The sequence below is a fragment of the Azospira sp. genome (assembly GCF_030247495.1).
GTDB lineage: Bacteria > Pseudomonadota > Gammaproteobacteria > Burkholderiales > Rhodocyclaceae > Azospira > Azospira oryzae.
Genome location: NZ_JAOTRW010000002.1, coordinates 631,884 through 649,727, shown reverse-complemented (window position 1 = coordinate 649,727; position 17,844 = coordinate 631,884). Strand labels below are relative to the sequence as shown.

Below are 17,844 nucleotides of genomic sequence, written 5' to 3'. Positions count from 1 at the left end.
GCTGCCCAGGCATTCGGCCAGGGGGCGGAGGAGGGCCCTGCCCCACGGCTCCGCTATCATGGCGGCTTCCCATTCCTTGCCCCTGCCGCCATGAGCCAACTGGAAGAACTGCGAGCCGTCGTCCGCCAATTCGTCAGCGAGCGGGGCTGGGATCAACACCACAACCCGAAGAACCTGGCCATCGCCATGACCCTGGAGGCCGGCGAGGTGCTGGAGCATTTCCAGTGGCTGTCCGAGGCCGACAGCTTCAAGCTGACGCCGGAGCAGCGGCGGGAAGTGGGGCACGAACTGTCGGACGTGCTGATGGGCGTGATCCGGGTCGCCGACCTGCTGGAAATCGACCTGGCCGCGGCCTTCGCCGAAAAGATGGAACTCAACCGCCAGAAATACCCGCCGGAAAAGGTGCAGGGGCGGGCGGTGAAATACACGAAGCTTTAGGAGGGGGGCTCCGTCAGCCAGCAGGGACGGGCATGCCCGCCGTGCCATGGCCGGCAGCCGCATCCCTTCTGGTCCTCAGGGCATCAGCCCAGCCAGCCCTTCACCCACGGCAGCACCACGGGCAGCAGCAGGGCGGTGAGGGCGCCGTTGAGGCCCATGGCCAGGGCGGCGAAGGCGCCGCACTGTTCGCTCACCTGGAAGGCCCGGGCGGTGCCGATGCCGTGGGAGGCGATGCCGATGGCGAAGCCGCGCACGGCGTGATCCTTGATGTTGAGGGCGTCGAACAGGTAGCGGGCGCCCACGGCGCCGAGGATGCCGGTGGTGATGACCAGTACCGCGGTGAGGGACGGCAGGCCGCCGGTGCGTTCGGCGATGCCCATGGCAATGGGCGTGGTCACCGATTTGGGCGCCAGGGACAGCAGGGTGGCCAGGCTGGCGCCGAAGAGCTTGCCCACCGCCATGGCCGATAGCGCGGCGGTGAGGCAGCCGGCCACCAGGGCGATGAGGATGGGCCAGAACATGGCCTTGACCCGCTTGATCTGGGCATAGAGGGGAATGGCCAGGGCCACGGTGGCCGGGCCGAGGAGGAAGTGCACGAACTGGGCACCGTCGAAATAGGTCTGGTAGGGCGTGCCGGTGATGGCCAGCAGGGCCACCAGGAAGGCCACCGCCAGTAGCACCGGGTTGGCCGCTGGGTGAAACTTTGCCTTGCGGTAGAGGGCGAAGGCGCCCTGATAGGCCAGCAGGGTGACGGTGAGGCCCAGCAGGGGCGAGGCGGAAAGATAGACCCAGATCTGGGCCAGGGGCGCGCCGAGGGCGGTGGCGAGAGGCGCGCTCATGGCCGGGTCTCCCCGCCGGGGGCGGCGCGGCGGCTCAGGGCCTTGAGCAGCAGGCCGGTGAGGGCCAGGGTGACGGCGGTGCTCAGCAGCAGGGAGAGCAGGATGGGCAGCCACTCGTCCTGCAGGCGGTGCAGATGCAGCATGACCCCGGTGCCGGCGGGCACGAACAACAGGGAGAGATGGGAGAGCAGGTTCTGGGAGGTGTGCTGCAGGTCGTGGCCGGGCCCCTGGCGCAGCACCAGGAAGGCGAACAGCAGCACCATGCCGATGACGGGGCCGGGCACGGCGAGGCCCAGGCCGTGGGCGATGACTTCGCCGGCCAGCTGGAACAGCAGGAGTTGGGTGAGGGCGGCAAGCATGGCGCCTCCGGGAAATGGGGAAAGGTCGCCAGTGTATTCCTGCCTGGAAATATCTTTAAGACCTTAAAAGTTCTTGGATACGATACTTTTATATGGGGAATGGTGCTCCGCCAGGCCCGGGTGCCGTCACCGGGCCGGGGTAGAATGACGCTGTTGTGCCCGTCTCCGGCGGCCAACCGGCCCCCAGCAAGGATTGCGGGCACCTGGAGGCATCATGGATATCTGGATTCTGGTTTTTCTCGTATTGAGCAGCGGTCTGCTGTCCCTGGCTGAAATGGCCGTGGGCGCCAGCCGCAATTCCCACCTGGCCATGCTGGCCGAAGAAGGCTCCCTGGGGGCCGGCACGGTGCTGCGTTTCCGCCAGCATCCCAGCCGCCTGCTGGCCACCACCCAGCTGGGCATCACCGCCCTGGCCATGCTTTCCGGCGTCTTCGGCGAATCCCTGTGGGTGCCCCGGGCCGAGGAATGGCTGCGGCAGAGCCTGGGCCTGGGCGACAGTCTGGCCTACGGCCTGGCCCTGGGCGGCGTGGTGACGGTGATCACCTTCTTCACCCTGGTCTTCGGCGAAGTGGTGCCCAAGCGCCTGGCCCTGGCCAAGCCCGAGGCCACGGCGGTGGCCCTGGCCGGTACGGTGGTGTGGCTGCTGCGCCTGTCCCGGCCCCTGGTGTGGATCGTCTCCTGGGTTTCCGACCGCATCCTCGACCTCTTTCCCAGCAAGGGCTCGGCCGAGGCCTCGGCGGCGGACGAGATCCGCTTCCTCATCGAATCCGGGCGCAAAGAAGGGGTGCTGGACCAGACCGAGAGCGAAATCCTGGGCAACGTCTTCCGCCTCGACAACCGCCGGGTCGGCGCCATCATGACCCCGGCCACCGGCATCGCCTACCTGGACCTGACCCTGCCCCGGGAGGCCAACATGAAGGTGCTGCAGGAGCGGGCCGTGTCCCGTTTCCTGGTGTGCAAGGGCGGCCTGGGTACCCCCCTGGGCTTCGTCGAGGGTCGTGAGTTGTTGCAGGCCCTGCTGCGGGACGGCAGCCTGGATTTCGGCAAGCTGTCTCCCAACGCCCCCTTCTACGTGCCCAACAGCCTGTCCCTGATCGGCCTGCTGGAATTCTTCAAGGCCAACCAGACCCAGATTGCCCTGGTGGTGAACGAATTCGGCGGCACCGAGGGCCTGGTGACCCTCTCCGACCTCATGGGCACCGTGGTGGGCGACGTCCTCTCCGGCGCCGTCGAGGCGCCCATGGCCCTGCAGCGGAGCGACGGCAGCTGGCTGCTGGACGGCCTGCTGCCCATCGACGAACTGAAGGAACTACTGGGCCTGGCCGAGCTGCCGGAAGAGGAGCTGGGCAATTACCACACCGTCGGCGGCTTCGTGGTGTACCAGCTGGGGCGCATCCCCAAGAAGACCGAATCCTTCGAGTGGGCCGGCTGGCGCTTCGAGGTCATGGACATGGAAAAGAACCGGGTGGACGAAGTCCTGGCCAAGCGCCTGGAGCCTTGAAGCCGCACCGGCCAGGCGGCCCCGGCGGCAGGCGCCGCCGGCGTTTGCAATTGCTTACACCTGCTTACCCATGCCCCATCGGCGGCCCCTTATCCTGACGGCATCTTCCTTCTTCCCCGGTGCCGCGCCATGACCTTCCGCCCCCGCCACCACCTCCTCTTCCTGCCCTGCTGGCTGGCCGCGGCCGCCGGCGCCTGGGCGGCCGATATGGACAGCCGCCGCGCCGCCGTGGAGCAGACCCTGGACCGCTCGCCCCTGTGCCAAGGCCTGGGCAGTTTCTACTGGGAAATCGGCGACCGCCGCGGCCCCCTGGCCCGGGGCAGCCGCGGCAGCCCGGGGGGACGTCAGATCGGCGCCGACACGGTGATGCCCATCGCCTCCGCCTCCAAGTGGGTGTTCGGCGCCTATGCGGCGCAGCGTTACGACGGCCGCCTGCCGCCCCAGGCGGTGCAGGCCCTGCAGATGCAGGCCGGCGACGACCGCCTGCAGCACCGCTCCTGCGTGCGCAGCAAGACCGTGGCCGAGTGCCTCGCCCAGGGCGACAACGGGGGGCGGGACCCGGCCCACGTGGGCCATTTCAGCTACGGCGGCGGCCACGCCCAGAAACTGGCAGTGGCCCTGGGCCTGGGCGACCTGGACCTGGCCGCCCTCAACCGGGACCTGCACCGGGTGCTGCCGGCGGCGGCCGGCATCGACTATCGCAGTCCCCAGCCCGCCGGCGGCATGGCCGCCTCCGCCAACGGCTACGCCGCCTTCCTGCGGGGTCTCATGGGCGGCAGCCTGCAACTGGGGCATCTGCTCGGGGCCGAGGCGGTATGCACCCAGCCGGGCAGCTGCCCCGGGGCGGTGCGCAGCCCGGTGCCCCGGCCCTGGCATTACAGCCTGCACCACTGGGTGGAGGACGGCCCGGGAGACGACGGCGCCTTTTCCAGCGCCGGCGCCTTCGGCTTCTATCCCTGGATCAGCGCCGACCGGCAGCTCTACGGCATCCTGGCCCGGCAGGCCCTGGAACGGGCCGCCGGGGTGGCCAGCGCCCGCTGCGGCGCCGCCCTGCGCCGGGCCTGGGTCAGCGGCGAGGTGCAGGACGGCCCGGCCCTCCAGGCAGACGGGACGCCGCTCGCGGCCGGGCCTGCCGTGGAGGCGGCTCCAGGCAACGGTCGCAGCCGCCCCTTGCTGGAGGCCTGGCGCCGGCGCCGCGGTGGCGAATGAGTCTCTGAAGAATGGCTCCCTGCCTGGATGGCAGGGCAGACCCTGGCGGTAAGGATGGCCGTGTCGCAGGAACAGTGGCAGCGCCGTCAGGCGTGGGGAAAGGACTGGCGTTCGCCCTGGCCGCGGGCAGCGGCGAATGCCGGCGAGCGCGGCGGGTGAGCCCCGGACAATGGGGGTGGCCGCTGGTCAGAGCGGGCGGCCGAAGCCAGGTGCAGGAGAAAGCGGGCCGGCTCCCACCGGCCCCCGGGCCTTATTTCTTGAAGGTCTTGTGGCAGCTGCGGCAGGCGTCGTGCACCGCCTCGTAGGCCGGGCGCACCTTGGCTTCGTCCTTGCTGCGGGCTGCTTCCAGCAGCTTGCCGGTGGCGGCGAGGAAGCCCTGGCGTTCCGTTTCGAACTGGGCCGCCTCGCTCCACACCTTGTCCGTGGCCTTGGTCGGCGGGTAGTTGCTGTCGGCGGTGAAATGGCGCCACGGCCCTTCCTTGGCCGCCTCCAGCTTTTCCGCCGATTGCAGGAAGGCGTCGGCGTCGTAGCGCTTGTCCCGCAGCATCATGCCCATGGGCTCGAAGGCCTTGAGGATGGTGTTGAAGGCCGCCCGGCGCTGGGTCACGGGCTTGTCCGGATGGGTGTCGGCCGGCTCGCCGCAGGCGGTGAGCAGCAGGGGCAGGGCCAGGGAGAGAAGCAGGATTTTTTTGCGCATCGGTGTTCCGGGCGTTGGGCTGGGGTTGGGCAGGCGCCGCGGTGCGGCACGGGATGGGACGACTCAGGGCGGCATTATGCCGGGGACGGGCGGGCCTGCCTGTAACAGAGTTGGTCCGGCCGCTTGGGGCGGCCGGACAGGGCTTGGGCCGCCTCAGGCCCCCAGCAGTTCCTCCAGCCAGGCCAGCATCTGGTCGATCTCCTCCCGGCTCACCGTCAGGGACGGCATGAAGCGCAGCAGGTGGGGCCGCGGCGCGTTGAGCAGCAGACCCTCGGGGCCCCGCTCCCGGGCCGCCTCGACGATGGCCGGGCCCCGCTCGTCGGCCAGCAGCAGGGCCCGCAGCAGGCCCTCGCCCCGTTCGCCCCGGAGACCGAGCCGGTCGGAGAGACGCTGCAATCCGGCGCCCAGGTACTCGCCCTTGGCCGCCACCTCATCGAGGAAGCCGGGGGCCGTCAGCACTTCCAGCACGGCGACGCCGACGGCGGTCATCAGCGGATTGCCGTTGTAGGTGCCACCCTGGTCGCCGGCCTCGAAGCAGCAGACCGATTCCTTGGCCAGCAGGGCCGAGAGGGGCACGCCGCCGCCGATGCCCTTGCCCAGGGTCATGATGTCCGGCTCGATGCCGGCGTGCTGGTGGGCGAAGAGCTTGCCGGTGCGGCCCATGCCGGTCTGCACCTCGTCCACGATCAGCAGCAGGCCCCGGTCGTCGCAGATCTGCCGCAACAGTTGCAGGAATTCCACACTGGCCGGCACCACCCCGCCTTCGCCCTGGATCGGCTCCAGCATGATGGCCACGGTGCGCTCGTTGATGAGGGCCGCCACCGAATCCAGGTCGTTCAGCTGGGCCTTGGGAAAGCCCGGCACCTGGGGCGCGAACAGGGTGTCCCAGCCCGGCTTGCCGGAGGCCGACATGGTGGCCAGGGTGCGGCCGTGGAAGCCGCCGGCGAAGGTGATGATCTCGTGGGCGCCGCCCTTGTGCTTCTGCCCCCACTTGCGCGCCAGCTTGATGGCGCCCTCGTTGGCCTCGGCCCCGGTGCTGGCGAAGAAGACCCGGTCGAAACAGGAGTGGGCCGCCAGGCCGGCAGCCAGCTTCAGGCTCGGTTCGTTGTAGAAGGCCGGGCTGGGGTTGATCAGCTTGCCGGCCTGGCTCGCCAGGGCCTCGACGATGGCCGGATGGCCGTGGCCCAGGCAGTTCACCGCCCAGCCCTGGACGAAGTCCAGATAGCGCTTGCCCTGCTGATCCACCAGCCAGGAGCCGCGCCCTTCGGCGAAGACCAGCTGGGGGCGCTGGGTGATCCACATCAGGGCGTTGGCGGCAGGGTCGGCGGCGAAGGGTGTTTCCATTGCTTCTTTCTCCTTGCGGGATGGTGAAAAAACAAAAAGGCCACGGGGTTGCCGTGGCCTTTGGGTAGGGAAGTCGGAGGACTTCGGGGATGCTGCCTTACCTGGGGACGAGCGACGGCGACCGGGCAAAATGCCGGCGGCGTCGGGAGGCGGAACAGGTGCGGGTCAGGAGGTCCATGGCGCAACTTTGCCACAGCCGGTGCGGGCCCGGCGTGAATTTTTCGTAACAGTGTGTCATTGCGGCCCTAGGCGGCCAGGATGTGGCCCAGGGTGCGTACGCCGATGCCGACGCAGGCGCCCAGGGCTGCCGGCTTCCACACGGCGGCGACGCGGCGGCCGGCGGAGATGATCACCGCCACCCCGGGCACGTCGAAGGGATGGATCAGCCAGCCGGCGCTGGCGTTGAGCAGTTCGGCGCTGACCTGGCCGCTGCGCCGCATGTCGTCCATCACCCCCATCATGGCGGTGCCGCCGGCCAGGACCTTGGTCAGGCTGGGCAGGATCAGCACCGGGTCGATGGCCGCCAGGGCCAGCAGCGGGGTCAGCCACTGGGTCAGCAGGTCGATGGCGCCGAAGCGCTTCAGGGCGGTGACCGCCACCAGGGACAGCACCAGCATGGGAATGGCGCCCACGGCGATCTTGAAGGCCTCGGCCCCGGCCCGGTTGATGACGTCGAGCACGCCCTTGGCGTCTTCCGCCACCGGGTGGTGCAGGGTTTCGTCCAGCCGCGCCTCCTCCGCCGAGAGGCCGCGGCCGAAGAGGTAGTAGGTGGCCGCCGCGGCCACCAGGCCGCCGAGGAGGGAAAAGACCAGGGTGGTACCGAAGTTGAGGCCCATGGTCATCATGGGAAAGGCAGCATTGGCCTGGGACATGGCGAAGACCATGGCCAGGGTGGCGGCGATGTGGCGGTTGGAGACGCCCCGCTGCTCCATCATGGAAAGGGTGGCCATGGGGGCGGCGAAGCTGACGAAGTTGATCTGCAGGGCGGCGAACACCCCCAGGCCGGTGAGGCCGAAGGGTTTCAGGGCCGGGGCCAGCCAGGCCACCACCTTGTCCACCACGCCCCGGGCCTCCAGCAGGCGCATCAGGGAGAGCATCACCACCATCACCGGCAGCAGCACGAAAAGGGACAGTTCGACGGCGGAGCGGCCGGCCTTGAGGATGATGTCGACGAGGATTTCCATGGGGATTTTTGGTCCCGGCTCGGCCGCGGGTGAACTTCGCCGCCGTCCGGGGTTCTATAGTTGTAGGTGCAGCCGCTAGCTTCTCGTCATTACCAACTGGAGGTCAAGCATGGACTTCCCTACCCCGACCATGAGCAATCTCTTTGCCCAGCTCGGCCTGCCGGCCGACGGGCTCTCCATCAACCGCTTCATCGAGCAGCACGGCCCCCTGCCGGAAAATGTGCTGCTGGCCGACGCGCCCTTCTGGACGCCCTCCCAGGCGGCCTTCCTGCGGGAGGAAATCCTGGAGGACGCGGACTGGGCCGAGGTGGTGGACGAACTCAACGCCCGCTTCCATGGCTGAGCCCGATCCCGTCCCGTCGGCACCGCCCCTGCCGCAAAAGCCCCGGGCCGTGCTGATCGACCTGGCCGGAGTGCTGCACGTGGGCGACCGCCCCGTGCCCGGCGCCGCCGCGGCTCTGCAGCGCCTGCGCGCCAGCGGCCTGCCCCTGCGCTTTCTCACCAATACCACCCGGTCGCCACGCCAGGCCCTGGTGCAGTTGCTGCACTCCATGGGCCTGGCCGTGGCGCCGGAAGAAATTCAGACGGCGGTGCGGGCCACGGCCCAGCTGGTGCGCCAGCGGGGGCTGCATCCCCACTACCTGGTGCATCCGGCCATCGCCGACGAGGTGGGTCCCAGCCACCCCGAGCCGGACGCGGTGGTGCTGGGGGATGCGGGAGAACATTTCACCTTCGATGCCCTCAACCGGGCCTTCCGCCTGCTGCAGGCCGGCTGCCCCCTGATCGCCATGGCCCGCAACCGCTATTTCCAGGAACCGGACGGCCTGACCCTGGACCTGGGGGCCTTCGTCGCCGCCCTGGAATACGGGGCCGGGGTGCGGGCCGAAGTGGTGGGCAAGCCGGCGGCGCCCTTCTTCCTCGGCGCCCTGGCCGAGCTGGGCGTGGTTCCCGGCGAGGCGGTGCTGATCGGCGACGACCTGCGGGACGACATCGGTGGCGCCCAGGCCGTGGGTATGCCTGGAGTGCTGGTGCGCACAGGCAAGTTCCGCCCGGCGGATGAAAGCGCCGGCGACATCCGGGCTGCCCGGGTGGTGGACGATTTTGCCGCGGCGGTGGCGCTGTTGCTGGGACATTAGGCGGGGGCGATTTCGGCACATGACCCATTTAGGTAGCGCACGCCTGCCCCCAGTCTGAAAAAAAGCCCCGGTTTCCCGGGGCTTTTTCTTTGGCGGGTAGCCGACCTGGCTTAGGCCATGGCTTCGTACAGCGGCAGGGTGAGGAACTCCGGATAGTCCGGGGTCAGGCTCATCTTGTCGAAGATCACGGCGGCCTGGTCGTAGGTGGCGGTGTCTTCGCCCTGGGCTGCAACGGTGGCCTTCACCTTGGCCAGTTCCTCGGCGATCATGGGGCGCACCATTTCCACGGTGACCTTGCGGCCGTCGTCCAGGATGCCCTTGGGAGAGACCACCCACTGCCACACCTGGGAGCGGGAGATTTCGGCGGTGGCCGCATCTTCCATCAGGTTGTGGATGGGCACGCAGCCGTTGCCGGCCAGCCAGGAACCCAGGTAGTGGATACCGACGTTGATGTTGTTGCGCAGGCCGGCTTCGGTGATGGGCTGCTCGGGCTGGAAGTTGAGCCAGTCCTTGGGACCGAAGGAGCCTTCCACCTGCTTTTCCCACTGGTTGGGCTTGTCGCCCAGGACCTTGACGAACTCTTCGTGGGCGATGGAAACCAGACCGGGGTGGGCCACCCAGCCGCCGTCGAAGCCGTCCTTGGCATCGCGGGCCTTGTCGTGGCGGATGCCGGCCAGGGCCTTCTCATTGGCCACCGGGTCGTTCTTGATGGGGATCAGGGCGCTCATGCCGCCCATGGCAGGGGCGCCGCGCTTGTGGCAGGCCTGCACCAGGGCCAGGGCGTAGGAGCGCATGAAGGGCACTTCCATGGTGATGACGCCGCGCTGGGCCAGGCAGAAGTCCTTGTTCTTCTTGAACTTCTTGATGCAGGAGAAGATGTAGTCCCAACGGCCGGCGTTCAGACCGGCGGAGTGGTTGCGCAGTTCGTAGAGGATCTCTTCCATCTCGAAGGTGGCGAGGATGGTTTCCACCAGCACGGTGGCCTTGATGGTGCCTTGGGGCAGGCCGATGTGGTCCTGGGCCATGACGAAGATGTCGTTCCACAGGCGGGCTTCCAGATGGGATTCCATCTTCGGCAGGTAGTAGAAGGGGCCGGCGCCGCGGGCGATCTGTTCCTTGGCGTTGTGGAAGAAGACCAGGGCGAAGTCGAAGATGCCGCCGGCGACGCGCTGGCCGTCCACGGTCACGTGCTTTTCATCCAGGTGCCAGCCCCGGGGACGGATCTGCAGGGTGGCGATCTGGTCGTTGAGCTTGTATTCCTTGCCGGCTTCGTTCTTGAAGGAGAGTTGGCGGCGGATGGCCTGGTAGAGGTTGACCTGCCCCTGGATCTGGTTGTCCCAGTTGGGGGAGTTGGAATCCTCGAAGTCGGTCATGTAGGAATCAGCGCCGGAGTTGAAGGCGTTGATGATCATCTTGGCTTCGACCGGGCCGGTGATTTCGGTGCGGCGACGCTCCAGGGCGGCGGGCAAAGGGGCGACCTTCCAGTCACCCTCGCGAATGTGCTTGGTCTCGGGCAGGAAGTCGGGCATCTCGCCGGCATCGATGCGGGCCTGGCGCTCGACGCGGGCCTTCAGCAGTTCCTGGCGGCGGCCTTCGAAGGCGCGGTGCAGCTTGGCGACGAACTCCAGGGCCTCCAGGGTGAGGATGCTTTCGTACTGGGGCTGGATGGGAGCGGTGATTTGCATACCGGCGGGCAGGTTCAGGCTCATGGTCTCTCCTAGTTTGAATCGTTGAAAATGCGTAATCGGGAAAAGGGAAATTTCAGAAATAGGTTTTGACGAAGTAGATGATCGTCAGCACGGTGCCCACGGCCACCACCAGGCGGCGCAGCCACAGGGCCGGCAGGCGCCGGGCCAGGGCGGCGCCGGCGTAGCCGCCGGCCATGGCGGTCACCAGCATCAGCAGCGTGTGGGGCCAGCTGATGGCTCCGGCGATGATGAAGGTGAGGCCCGACACCGTGTAGTTGATTGCCGACAGCCAGTTCTTGATGGCGTTGAGCTCCTGCATGTCCTCCAGGCCCTGGATCGACAGGGCCGCGAGCATGAGGATGCCCTGGCCGGCACCGAAAAAGCCGCCGTAGATCGATACGGCGAGCTGAAAGAGGGTTCCGCCGACGCTCCTGCGCCCGGCATCGGGATCGGCCTGGAGGCCCAGGCGGGTCTTGCTCCAGGCCACCAGCTTCGCGACCTGGCCGGAAAAGGCGAAAAGGGCCGTGGCAGTGAGCAGCAGCCAGGGGATGAGCTTGGCGAAGGCGGCGTTGGAGGTGGCCAGCAGCAGCAGGCCGCCGGCGAGGCCGCCGATCAGGGCCACCACCGTGAGCAGAATGACCCAGGACTTGTGCCGCAGCAGCTCCCGCCGGTAGGCCCAGGCGGAAGACAGGCTGGCGGGCCACAGGGCCACGGTATTGCTGGCGTTGGCGGTGACCGGGGGCACCCCGGCGGCGAGCAGGGCGGGGAAGGAGAAGAAGGTGCCGCCGCCGGCCATGGCGTTCATGCCGCCGGCGAGAAAGGCGCCGCCGCCCACCAGGGCAATGGTGAGGAGTTCCATCACTGGTTCTCCCGCACGAAGGCCACCACGTCGGAGAGACGATGGCCGCTGGCCGTGGGGCTGACGTTGAGCTGCTCCGGCGGCTGGCCGGTACGGTTGATCCAGAAGGTGGTGTAGCCGAACCAGGTGGCGGCGCAGGCATCCCAGCTGTTGGCCGAGACGAAGAGGATTTCCCGGGCCGGCAGGTCGAAGGCGTCGGGTCCCAGCTGGTACACCTCGGGGGCCGTCTTGAATTTCTGCACCATCTCGACGGACAGGATGTGGTCGAAGATGCCGCCCATGCCGCTGCTCTTGACGGCGATGTCGAGCATGGCCCGGGTGCCGTTGGAGAGGATGGCCAGGGGCAGGCCCAGGGTCTTCAGTTCCTTCAGGGCCGGCAGATTTTCCGGGAAGGCGGAGAGGCAGGCGTACTGGCTCATCAGCCGGCCCCGTTCCGTTTCGCCCATGGCCACGCCGATGGCGGCGCCGGCATAGATGAGGGCGTCCTGGGTGACTTCCCAGAAGGGCTTGTAGCGGCCGCTCATGCTGCGGATGCGGCTGTATTCGATCTGCTTGTCGCGCCACAGGGCGGCGAGCGCCACCCCCTTGCCCGGGAAAAGCTGCTCGGCCAGGGCGCCGACGGAATAGACGTCGAACAGCGTTCCGTAGGCGTCGAAGGCGATGGCTTTGATCGGGCAGGGGGCGGTCATTTTTTCTCTGTCGGACTTGGGGTTTGCGGGTCGATCCGGAGATTATGGATCAGCCTACGCATCGCAGTTTATTGTTGCTCGAGGTAAAAGATAAGCTAGGATTGCAGCGAATGATCTTTTACTTTAAGTATGTAATGCCATGGATGCCTTCAAGCAGATCAATGCCTTCGTGAACGTGGCCGCCAAGGGCAGCCTCTCCGCCGCCGCGGCCCAGGAAGGGGTGACCCCGGCCATCATCGGCCGCCGCCTGGACGCCCTGGAGGCCCGCCTCGGGGTGAAGCTGATGGTGCGCACCACGCGCAAGCTGTCCCTCACCTTCGAGGGCAGCGCTTTCCTGGAGGACTGCCAGCGCATCCTCAACGACCTGGCCAATGCCGAAGCCTCGGTCAGCCTGGGCGGGGTCAAGGCCAGCGGCCACCTCAAGGTCTCGGCCCCGGCCGGTTTCGGGCGCAAGCACGTGGCACCCCTGGTGGCCGACTTCCTTTCCGGCAATCCGGAAGTGACGGTGAACCTGGACCTGACGGACCGCCTGGTGGATCTGGTGAACGAGGCCATCGACCTCTCGGTGCGCATCGGCGAACTGAGCGATTCCAGCCTGGTGAGCCTGAAGCTGGGGGACATGCGGCGGGTGGTGGTGGCCAGCCCCGCCTACCTGGCGCGGCACGGCACGCCCCGGGCCCTGGAGGACCTGGCCGGGCACAACTGCCTGTCCCTCGGTCAGCAGCGGGGCTGGACCTTCCGCCATCCGGAAAAGGCAGGGGAGAGCCTGGTGCTGAAGGTGGCGGGCACCCTGGAGTGCAACGACGGCGCCGTGCTGCACGAATGGGCCCTGGCGGGCTACGGTCTGGCCTGGCGTTCGGTGTGGGAGGTGGGGGAGGATCTGGCGGCGGGCCGGCTGGTGTCCCTGCTGGACGAATGGGCGGCGCCGCCGGTGGGCATCTACGCCGTCTTTCCCCAGCGCCGCCATCTCCCGTTGCGGGTGCGGCTGTTCATTGACTTCCTCAAGAACACCTACGGCAACCCGGGCTACTGGCAGATGCCGGCCTGAGGCGCCGGCTCCTGCCTGGTAGTCCGGGGCCGGCGGGGCCTACAGGGCGGTGGCGATCTTTTCCAGGGATTCCAGGTCCCGCTCGAAATCGCAGATTTCCGCCCCCAGGGCGTCCCGCACCGAGACCATGCCCAGGGGGCGCCCAGCCTGCACCACCGGCATGTGGCGGTAGCCGCCGATGTGCATCAGGTGCAGGGCATAGGAGAGGGGCTTTTCCGGCGGCACGGCGCGGGGATTGGCGGTCATCACCTCGGACAGCAGGGTGTGCTCCGGGTCCAGCCCCGGGGCCAGGACCCGGTTGAGGGCGTCCCGCTCGGTGAAGATGCCGGTGAGAAAGCCGTGTTCCACCACCAGCAGGGCGCCGACCCTGGCAGCGGCCATGCGCTGGCAGGCCTCACGCACGGTAAGGTCGGCGGTCGCGGTGACCGGGGTCTGCTGGCTGATGATGTGGGCAATGCTGCGGTGGGGCATGGTGGGTCTCCTCATCGTTGTTGTGGTGGGTCAAGCCCGGCGATGAGGGATGGACCCGGCGGCCCGGGGCCGGTTTCCGGCCATCAAAAGAATGAATCGGCGGGCCCCGGGGATTTCCCGGGGCCGGGCCGGCATCAGTCCCAGCGCTGGCGGTAGGAGAAGGTCGGCAGCTTCCAGCCGCGCCAGATGGCGCAGAGGCGCAGGGCCAGGCCCAGGCCGAAGCTGATCAGGGTGTTGGCCTCCGTGCCCAGGCCCAGGTCTCGCAGCACCAGGTAGAGGCTGCACACGGCCAGGGAGACGCTGGCGTACAGCTCCTGGCGGAACACCACCGGCACCTGGTTGCACAGCACGTCCCGCAGGATGCCGCCGAAGATGCCGGTGATCATGCCGGCCATGATCACCACCACCGGGGCGTAGCCCATGCCCAGGGCCACTTCGCAGCCGATCAGGGAAAAGGCGATGAGGCCCAGGGCGTCCAGCACCAGGAAGACGGTCTTCAGGTGGTGCATGAAGCGGGCGAAGAGGGTGGTCACCAGGCCGGCGGAAATAACCAGGTAGATGTAGGGCGGATGCTGGGTCCAGCCGATGGGGAAGTGGCCCAGCACCATGTCGCGGATGGTGCCGCCGCCCAGGGCGGTGACGAAGGCGATGAAGGCGACGCCGAAGATGTCCATGTTGCGCCGGCCGGCGGCCAGGGCGCCGGACATGGCCTCGGCGGTGATGGCGATGAGATAGATGGTGATCAGCACGACACACCTCCCCGCAGAGGAAGGCAGGATGCGACAAAGCAAAGGGGATAGGCCGGCAGGTGCGCCGGTATTGGGGCGTGGCAGGGCATGACGGAAGCGCCTTTACAGATAAGGTCCGGCGGCAGGCCATGCTGAAGACCCTTGCCGGATGCGCCTCTCCCCCTGTCCTTGTACCTGAGAGTTTCGGCCTGCGCCCCACGGCGCCGGCTTAGCCCCTTCGGTGGGCCGCGCCGTGTTGCGGCCGGCCGCTCTCCAGACGGCAAATACGAAACCCGCAGTTCCTGGTGCCTGAGCGATTATGGGAGCTTGCGCCTTCGGCGGAGGCCCGGCGCCGGTTGCGGCATGGGCCCCTCTCTCCTGCGGGAGGGCGGATTATCCGCGCCCGGGGCCGCCTTGGCAATGCCGGGCGGCAGCGCCTGCTCTCAGTGATCCGGCGCCCGGTTCCCCCATTTTTCCCGCGCCACCCATTCCCCCGAGCGGCAGGATTGGCGCACAATGGCCGCCTTTCCCGCCCACTTCGCGGCCGCTGCGGCGGCCTTTGCCGCCATGTCCCAGTCCCCCGTTTCCCTGTTGCGCTTTGCCGACCTGCAATGGCCCGACGCTGCCGCTGCCGCTGCCGCTGCCGCTGCCGCTGCCGCTGCGGCGCCGGCAGCGCCGGTGGTGCTGGTGCTCTGCGCCGCCTGGTGCGGCGTCTGCCGGGGCTTCGAGGCCGCCACGGCCGCCGCCGCGGCGGGCCATGAGGGCGCCTGGGCCTGGATCGACATCGAGGATGCGGCGGACGCCCTGCCCAGTCTCGATGTGGAAACCTTTCCCACCCTGGCGGTGATCCGGGGCGGCGAACTGCGCTTCTTCGGTCCCATCCTGCCGGACGGCGCCATCCTGGGCCGTTCCGTCGCCGCCGCCCTGGCCGGTGACGGCCGGCCGGCCCTGCCGGAGGGCTTTTCCGCCGACGAAGGCGAGGAAATCCTGGCCCTGGCTGGCGCCGTGGCGCGCCGCGCTAGCCGCTGATCTAGGCCGGGCGGGCCAACCGCGGCCACTTCAGCAGGCCGTTGGCCAGGGCCGTGCCCAGCAGCACCAGAGTGCCACCCAGCAGCAGGTGGCCGCCCAGCTTTTCTCCCAGCAGCAACACCCCCCACAGCACGCCGAATACCGGAATGAGGAAGGTCACCGAGAGGGCGCCCAGGGGTCCCACTTCGTGCACCAGCCGGAAATAGAGCTGGTAGGCCCAGGCCGTGCACAACACCGCCAGGCCCAGCAGGGCGCCCCAGGCGGTGGGAGTGGCTGCCGACGGCAGGCCCTGGGGCGCGGCCAGGGGCAGCACCAGCAGGGCGGCGCAGATCATGCTGCCCTGGGTGGTGGCCAGGGGCGTGATGCCCTGGCCGTGGTGTCGGCTGTACACGCTGGCGAAGGCGTAGGCGGAAGGGGCCAGGGCGGCGGCCAGCATGGGTAGCCAGGCGTCGGGGCTGCCGCTGCTCTGCAATCCGTCCCAGGCCAGCACGGCCACACCCCCCAGGCCCAGCAGCAGGCCGGCCATGGTCACGGCGCGGATGGGCTGGCGCAGCCACAGGGCGCCGATGATGACGGCGAAGAGGGGCGAGGTGGAGTTGAGGATGGAGAGCAGGCCGGCCCCCAGGCTCTGGGCGGCATAGGCAAAGAGCAGGAAGGGCAGGGCCGAGTTGCACAGGCCGATGATCAGGTACTGGCGCCAGTGCCGGCGCCACTGCAGGGCCTCGCCGCTCCACCAGGCGAACAGGGTGAGGCTGGCGGCGGCCAGGATGACCCGCACTTCCACCGTCCACACGGTGCCGAAGGCGGGCACGGTGAGGCGCAGGAAGAGGAAGGAGGCGCCCCAGATGGCGGCGAGCAGGAGCAGTCGGGCGAGGCTGGCGGCGTTCATGGCCTGGGGGCGAAGGCGGAAGGAGCCGCCATTCTTGCCTGCAGGCCCGCTTCTGTCATGGGCCTTTTTGTGACGGCACATAAAAAAAGCCGACACCTTGTGGGTGTCGGCCTGTTCCCCAAGCAAGAGGATAAGGGATGATGCAATTCGGATTCCTGATGGCAGCAGACTGATCTGCTGCCGGGCATCCCGACCCTGGCCGGGATGCCCGCGGGTGCTGCTTAGTGGAACTGTTCTTCTTCGGTGGAACCGGTCAGGGCCTTGACGGAGGAGGAGCCGCCCTGGATCACGGTGGTCACGTCGTCGAAGTAGCCGGTGCCCACTTCCTGCTGGTGGGAGACGAAGGTGTAGCCGTCTTCGCGGGCGGCGAATTCGGGCTCCTGCACCATTTCCACGTAGTGCTTCATGCCTTCGCCGCCGGCGTAGGCCTTGGCGAACTTGAAGGTGTTGTACCAATTGACGTGGATGCCGGCCAGGGTGATGAACTGGTACTTGTAGCCCAGGGCGGACAGTTCTTCCTGGAAGGAAGCGATCTGGCTGTCGTTGAGGTTCTTCTTCCAGTTGAAGGACGGGGAGCAGTTGTAGGACAGCAGCTTGCCGGGGCAGGCAGCATGCACGGCCTGGGCGAATTCACGGGCGAAGCCGATGTCGGGCACGCCGGTTTCGCACCACACCAGATCGGCGTAGGGAGCGTAGGCAACGCCGCGGGAGATGGACTGTTCCAGACCGTTCTTGACGCGGAAGAAACCTTCCTGGGTACGTTCGCCGGTGAGGAAGGGCTTGTCGTTGGCGTCGTAGTCGGAGGTGATCAGGTTGGCAGCTTCGGCATCGGTACGGGCCAGGATCAGGGTGGGAACGCCCATGACGTCAGCAGCGAAACGGGCGGAGATCAGCTTTTCCACGGCTTCGCGGGTCGGCACCAGCACCTTGCCACCCATGTGGCCACACTTCTTGGCGGCAGCCAGCTGGTCTTCGAAGTGCACACCGGCGGCGCCGGCGGCGATCATGTTCTTCATCAGTTCGAAGGCGTTCAGCACACCGCCGAAACCGGCTTCAGCGTCGGCCACGATGGGCAGGAAGTAGTCGATGAATTCCTTGTCGCCGGGGTTGATGCCGCGGGACCACTGGATTTCGTCAGCGCGCTTGAAGGTGTTGTTGATGCGGCGAACCATGGTGGGGACGGAGTCGTAGGCATACAGGGACTGGTCCGGGTACATGGTTTCGGAGGTGTTGCCGTCGGCAGCAACCTGCCAGCCGGACAGATACACGGCTTCCAGGCCGGCTTTGGCCTGTTGCATGGCTTGACCGGCGGTGATGGCGCCGAAAGCATTCACGTAGCCCTTCTTGGCGCCGCCGTTGACCTTTTCCCAGAGGACCTTGGCGCCGCGCTGGGCGAAGGTGTACTCGGGCTGCAGGGAGCCGCGCAGACGAACCACGTCAGCAGCGGAATAACCACGCTTGACGCCCTTCCAACGGGGGTTCTCAGCCCAGTCTTTTTCCAGGGCGGCGATTTGCTGTTCGCGAGTGCTCATGTTCGGTTCCTCTATAAATAGCGTTGGCGGAAGATTCGGAGGCCAGTGTCGGGGTGACGTTTCCTGTGCTCCGATGGGAAAAAAGTATAGCGCCGATTTTGCACAGCAACACATGTCTTATATAAGACACAAGACAATATTTTTCCCTGTGTTTTTATGGTGTTGCAAATCGCATTCCGCTATATGAAACGATATTTGCGGCAG

At 67.7% G+C, this 17,844-nt stretch carries 19 protein-coding genes and 1 riboswitch; of the genes, 7 read left to right on the top strand and 12 right to left on the bottom strand.

The genetic code is table 11. The features are described from left to right. Positions 1–90: 90 nt before the first annotated feature. A complete protein-coding gene (locus tag OEL49_RS02965; protein ID WP_014235156.1) occupies positions 91–438 on the top strand; it encodes a nucleotide pyrophosphohydrolase in 348 nt (115 codons plus the stop codon). An 83-nt stretch (positions 439–521) separates the two neighbouring features. Here OEL49_RS02965 and OEL49_RS02960 read toward each other — a convergent pair whose 3' ends face one another. Then, a complete protein-coding gene (locus tag OEL49_RS02960) occupies positions 522–1,277 on the bottom strand; it encodes an LrgB family protein (RefSeq protein ID WP_130459085.1) in 756 nt (251 codons plus the stop codon). Continuing rightward, the gene (locus OEL49_RS02955; protein ID WP_130459084.1) at positions 1,274–1,636 is read right to left on the bottom strand and encodes a CidA/LrgA family protein; all 363 of its coding nucleotides are present in this window, start codon (positions 1,634–1,636) and stop codon (positions 1,274–1,276) included. The genes OEL49_RS02960 and OEL49_RS02955 overlap by 4 nt, the downstream gene beginning before the upstream one ends. Before the next feature lie 214 nt (positions 1,637–1,850). Between OEL49_RS02955 and OEL49_RS02950 the strand changes: the two genes are divergently transcribed. Together OEL49_RS02950 and OEL49_RS02945 are read left to right on the top strand one after the other, a co-directional pair. Continuing rightward, positions 1,851–3,137: a hemolysin family protein gene (locus OEL49_RS02950; protein WP_014235153.1), complete on the top strand. Its 1,287-nt coding sequence runs from the start codon at positions 1,851–1,853 to the stop codon at positions 3,135–3,137. 129 nt (positions 3,138–3,266) lie between these two features. Then, positions 3,267–4,346, top strand: coding sequence for a hypothetical protein (locus OEL49_RS02945; RefSeq protein ID WP_287873962.1), 1,080 nt, complete (start codon positions 3,267–3,269; stop codon positions 4,344–4,346). 250 nt (positions 4,347–4,596) lie between these two features. On the opposite strand, the gene OEL49_RS02940 is transcribed toward OEL49_RS02945, so the two are convergent. The 3 genes from OEL49_RS02940 to OEL49_RS02930 form a co-directional block, all read right to left on the bottom strand. Further along, a complete protein-coding gene (locus OEL49_RS02940; protein WP_130459083.1) occupies positions 4,597–5,043 on the bottom strand; it encodes a c-type cytochrome in 447 nt (148 codons plus the stop codon). A gap of 153 nt (positions 5,044–5,196) precedes the next feature. After that, on the bottom strand, positions 5,197–6,387 hold the full coding sequence (locus tag OEL49_RS02935; RefSeq protein WP_287873961.1) for an acetylornithine transaminase: 1,191 nt from the start codon (positions 6,385–6,387) through the stop codon (positions 5,197–5,199). A 245-nt stretch (positions 6,388–6,632) separates the two neighbouring features. Continuing rightward, positions 6,633–7,571, bottom strand: coding sequence for a hypothetical protein (locus tag OEL49_RS02930; protein WP_014235149.1), 939 nt, complete (start codon positions 7,569–7,571; stop codon positions 6,633–6,635). Positions 7,572–7,680: 109 nt separating this feature from the next. Between OEL49_RS02930 and OEL49_RS02925 the strand changes: the two genes are divergently transcribed. After that, positions 7,681–7,914: a DUF2789 domain-containing protein gene (locus tag OEL49_RS02925; protein WP_014235148.1), complete on the top strand. Its 234-nt coding sequence runs from the start codon at positions 7,681–7,683 to the stop codon at positions 7,912–7,914. After that, on the top strand, positions 7,907–8,707 hold the full coding sequence (locus tag OEL49_RS02920) for a TIGR01458 family HAD-type hydrolase (RefSeq protein WP_014235147.1): 801 nt from the start codon (positions 7,907–7,909) through the stop codon (positions 8,705–8,707). Before OEL49_RS02925 ends, OEL49_RS02920 begins: the two co-directional genes overlap by 8 nt. A 110-nt stretch (positions 8,708–8,817) precedes the next feature. Here the strand turns inward: OEL49_RS02920 and aceB are convergent, their stop codons facing one another. Genes aceB through OEL49_RS02905 form a run of 3 tightly spaced genes read right to left on the bottom strand, consistent with a single transcriptional unit; the run spans position 8,818 to position 11,943 of the window. Then, positions 8,818–10,416, bottom strand: a complete 1,599-nt coding sequence (aceB, locus tag OEL49_RS02915; RefSeq protein ID WP_014235146.1) for a malate synthase A — start codon at positions 10,414–10,416, stop codon at positions 8,818–8,820. A 52-nt stretch (positions 10,417–10,468) separates the two neighbouring features. Next, entirely contained in the window at positions 10,469–11,254 is a 786-nt protein-coding gene (locus OEL49_RS02910; RefSeq protein WP_014235145.1) for a sulfite exporter TauE/SafE family protein, read from the bottom strand. Then, positions 11,254–11,943 carry a haloacid dehalogenase type II gene (locus OEL49_RS02905; RefSeq protein ID WP_287873960.1) on the bottom strand — a complete coding sequence of 230 codons (690 nt, stop codon included), beginning with the start codon at positions 11,941–11,943 and terminating at the stop codon, positions 11,254–11,256. The genes OEL49_RS02910 and OEL49_RS02905 overlap by 1 nt, the downstream gene beginning before the upstream one ends. Positions 11,944–12,082: 139 nt before the next feature. On the opposite strand from OEL49_RS02905, the gene OEL49_RS02900 reads away from it, so the two are divergent. Further along, entirely contained in the window at positions 12,083–12,991 is a 909-nt protein-coding gene (locus OEL49_RS02900; RefSeq protein WP_287873959.1) for a LysR family transcriptional regulator, read from the top strand. Between the two features lie 39 nt (positions 12,992–13,030). Here the strand turns inward: OEL49_RS02900 and OEL49_RS02895 are convergent, their stop codons facing one another. Then, positions 13,031–13,462, bottom strand: coding sequence for a cyclic nucleotide-binding/CBS domain-containing protein (locus OEL49_RS02895; protein WP_014235142.1), 432 nt, complete (start codon positions 13,460–13,462; stop codon positions 13,031–13,033). Positions 13,463–13,596: 134 nt separating this feature from the next. After that, positions 13,597–14,211 (bottom strand): trimeric intracellular cation channel family protein, encoded by a 615-nt coding sequence (locus tag OEL49_RS02890; protein ID WP_014235141.1) that lies wholly within the window; start codon positions 14,209–14,211, stop codon positions 13,597–13,599. Between the two features lie 265 nt (positions 14,212–14,476). After that, positions 14,477–14,581, bottom strand: a riboswitch (glycine riboswitch). Between the two features lie 125 nt (positions 14,582–14,706). Between OEL49_RS02890 and OEL49_RS02885 the strand changes: the two genes are divergently transcribed. Next, a complete protein-coding gene (locus OEL49_RS02885) occupies positions 14,707–15,219 on the top strand; it encodes a thioredoxin domain-containing protein (RefSeq protein ID WP_287873958.1) in 513 nt (170 codons plus the stop codon). Position 15,220: 1 nt separating this feature from the next. Here the strand turns inward: OEL49_RS02885 and OEL49_RS02880 are convergent, their stop codons facing one another. Both OEL49_RS02880 and aceA read right to left on the bottom strand, forming a co-directional pair. Further along, positions 15,221–16,108 (bottom strand): DMT family transporter, encoded by an 888-nt coding sequence (locus tag OEL49_RS02880; RefSeq protein WP_287873957.1) that lies wholly within the window; start codon positions 16,106–16,108, stop codon positions 15,221–15,223. Between the two features lie 221 nt (positions 16,109–16,329). Then, complete coding sequence (gene aceA, locus OEL49_RS02875) at positions 16,330–17,640, bottom strand: isocitrate lyase (protein WP_014235138.1); 1,311 nt, start codon at positions 17,638–17,640, stop codon at positions 16,330–16,332. Between the last annotated feature and the right edge of the window lie 204 nt (positions 17,641–17,844).

Bases quoted from the DNA above. Each gene is read 5' to 3' on its own strand.
- OEL49_RS02905 (WP_287873960.1), bottom strand. From the start codon at position 11,943: ATGACCGCCCCCTGCCCGATCAAAGCCATCGCCTTCGACGCCTACGGA.
- OEL49_RS02935 (WP_287873961.1), bottom strand. From the start codon at position 6,387: ATGGAAACACCCTTCGCCGCCGACCCTGCCGCCAACGCCCTGATGTGG.
- OEL49_RS02920 (WP_014235147.1), top strand. From the start codon at position 7,907: ATGGCTGAGCCCGATCCCGTCCCGTCGGCACCGCCCCTGCCGCAAAAG.
- OEL49_RS02895 (WP_014235142.1), bottom strand. From the start codon at position 13,462: ATGCCCCACCGCAGCATTGCCCACATCATCAGCCAGCAGACCCCGGTC.
- OEL49_RS02925 (WP_014235148.1), top strand. From the start codon at position 7,681: ATGGACTTCCCTACCCCGACCATGAGCAATCTCTTTGCCCAGCTCGGC.
- aceB (WP_014235146.1), bottom strand. From the start codon at position 10,416: ATGAGCCTGAACCTGCCCGCCGGTATGCAAATCACCGCTCCCATCCAG.
- OEL49_RS02945 (WP_287873962.1), top strand. From the start codon at position 3,267: ATGACCTTCCGCCCCCGCCACCACCTCCTCTTCCTGCCCTGCTGGCTG.
- OEL49_RS02950 (WP_014235153.1), top strand. From the start codon at position 1,851: ATGGATATCTGGATTCTGGTTTTTCTCGTATTGAGCAGCGGTCTGCTG.
- OEL49_RS02960 (WP_130459085.1), bottom strand. From the start codon at position 1,277: ATGAGCGCGCCTCTCGCCACCGCCCTCGGCGCGCCCCTGGCCCAGATC.
- OEL49_RS02965 (WP_014235156.1), top strand. From the start codon at position 91: ATGAGCCAACTGGAAGAACTGCGAGCCGTCGTCCGCCAATTCGTCAGC.
- OEL49_RS02930 (WP_014235149.1), bottom strand. From the start codon at position 7,571: ATGGAAATCCTCGTCGACATCATCCTCAAGGCCGGCCGCTCCGCCGTC.
- OEL49_RS02940 (WP_130459083.1), bottom strand. From the start codon at position 5,043: ATGCGCAAAAAAATCCTGCTTCTCTCCCTGGCCCTGCCCCTGCTGCTC.
- aceA (WP_014235138.1), bottom strand. From the start codon at position 17,640: ATGAGCACTCGCGAACAGCAAATCGCCGCCCTGGAAAAAGACTGGGCT.
- OEL49_RS02885 (WP_287873958.1), top strand. From the start codon at position 14,707: ATGGCCGCCTTTCCCGCCCACTTCGCGGCCGCTGCGGCGGCCTTTGCC.
- OEL49_RS02900 (WP_287873959.1), top strand. From the start codon at position 12,083: ATGGATGCCTTCAAGCAGATCAATGCCTTCGTGAACGTGGCCGCCAAG.
- OEL49_RS02880 (WP_287873957.1), bottom strand. From the start codon at position 16,108: ATGAACGCCGCCAGCCTCGCCCGACTGCTCCTGCTCGCCGCCATCTGG.
- OEL49_RS02910 (WP_014235145.1), bottom strand. From the start codon at position 11,254: ATGGAACTCCTCACCATTGCCCTGGTGGGCGGCGGCGCCTTTCTCGCC.
- OEL49_RS02955 (WP_130459084.1), bottom strand. From the start codon at position 1,636: ATGCTTGCCGCCCTCACCCAACTCCTGCTGTTCCAGCTGGCCGGCGAA.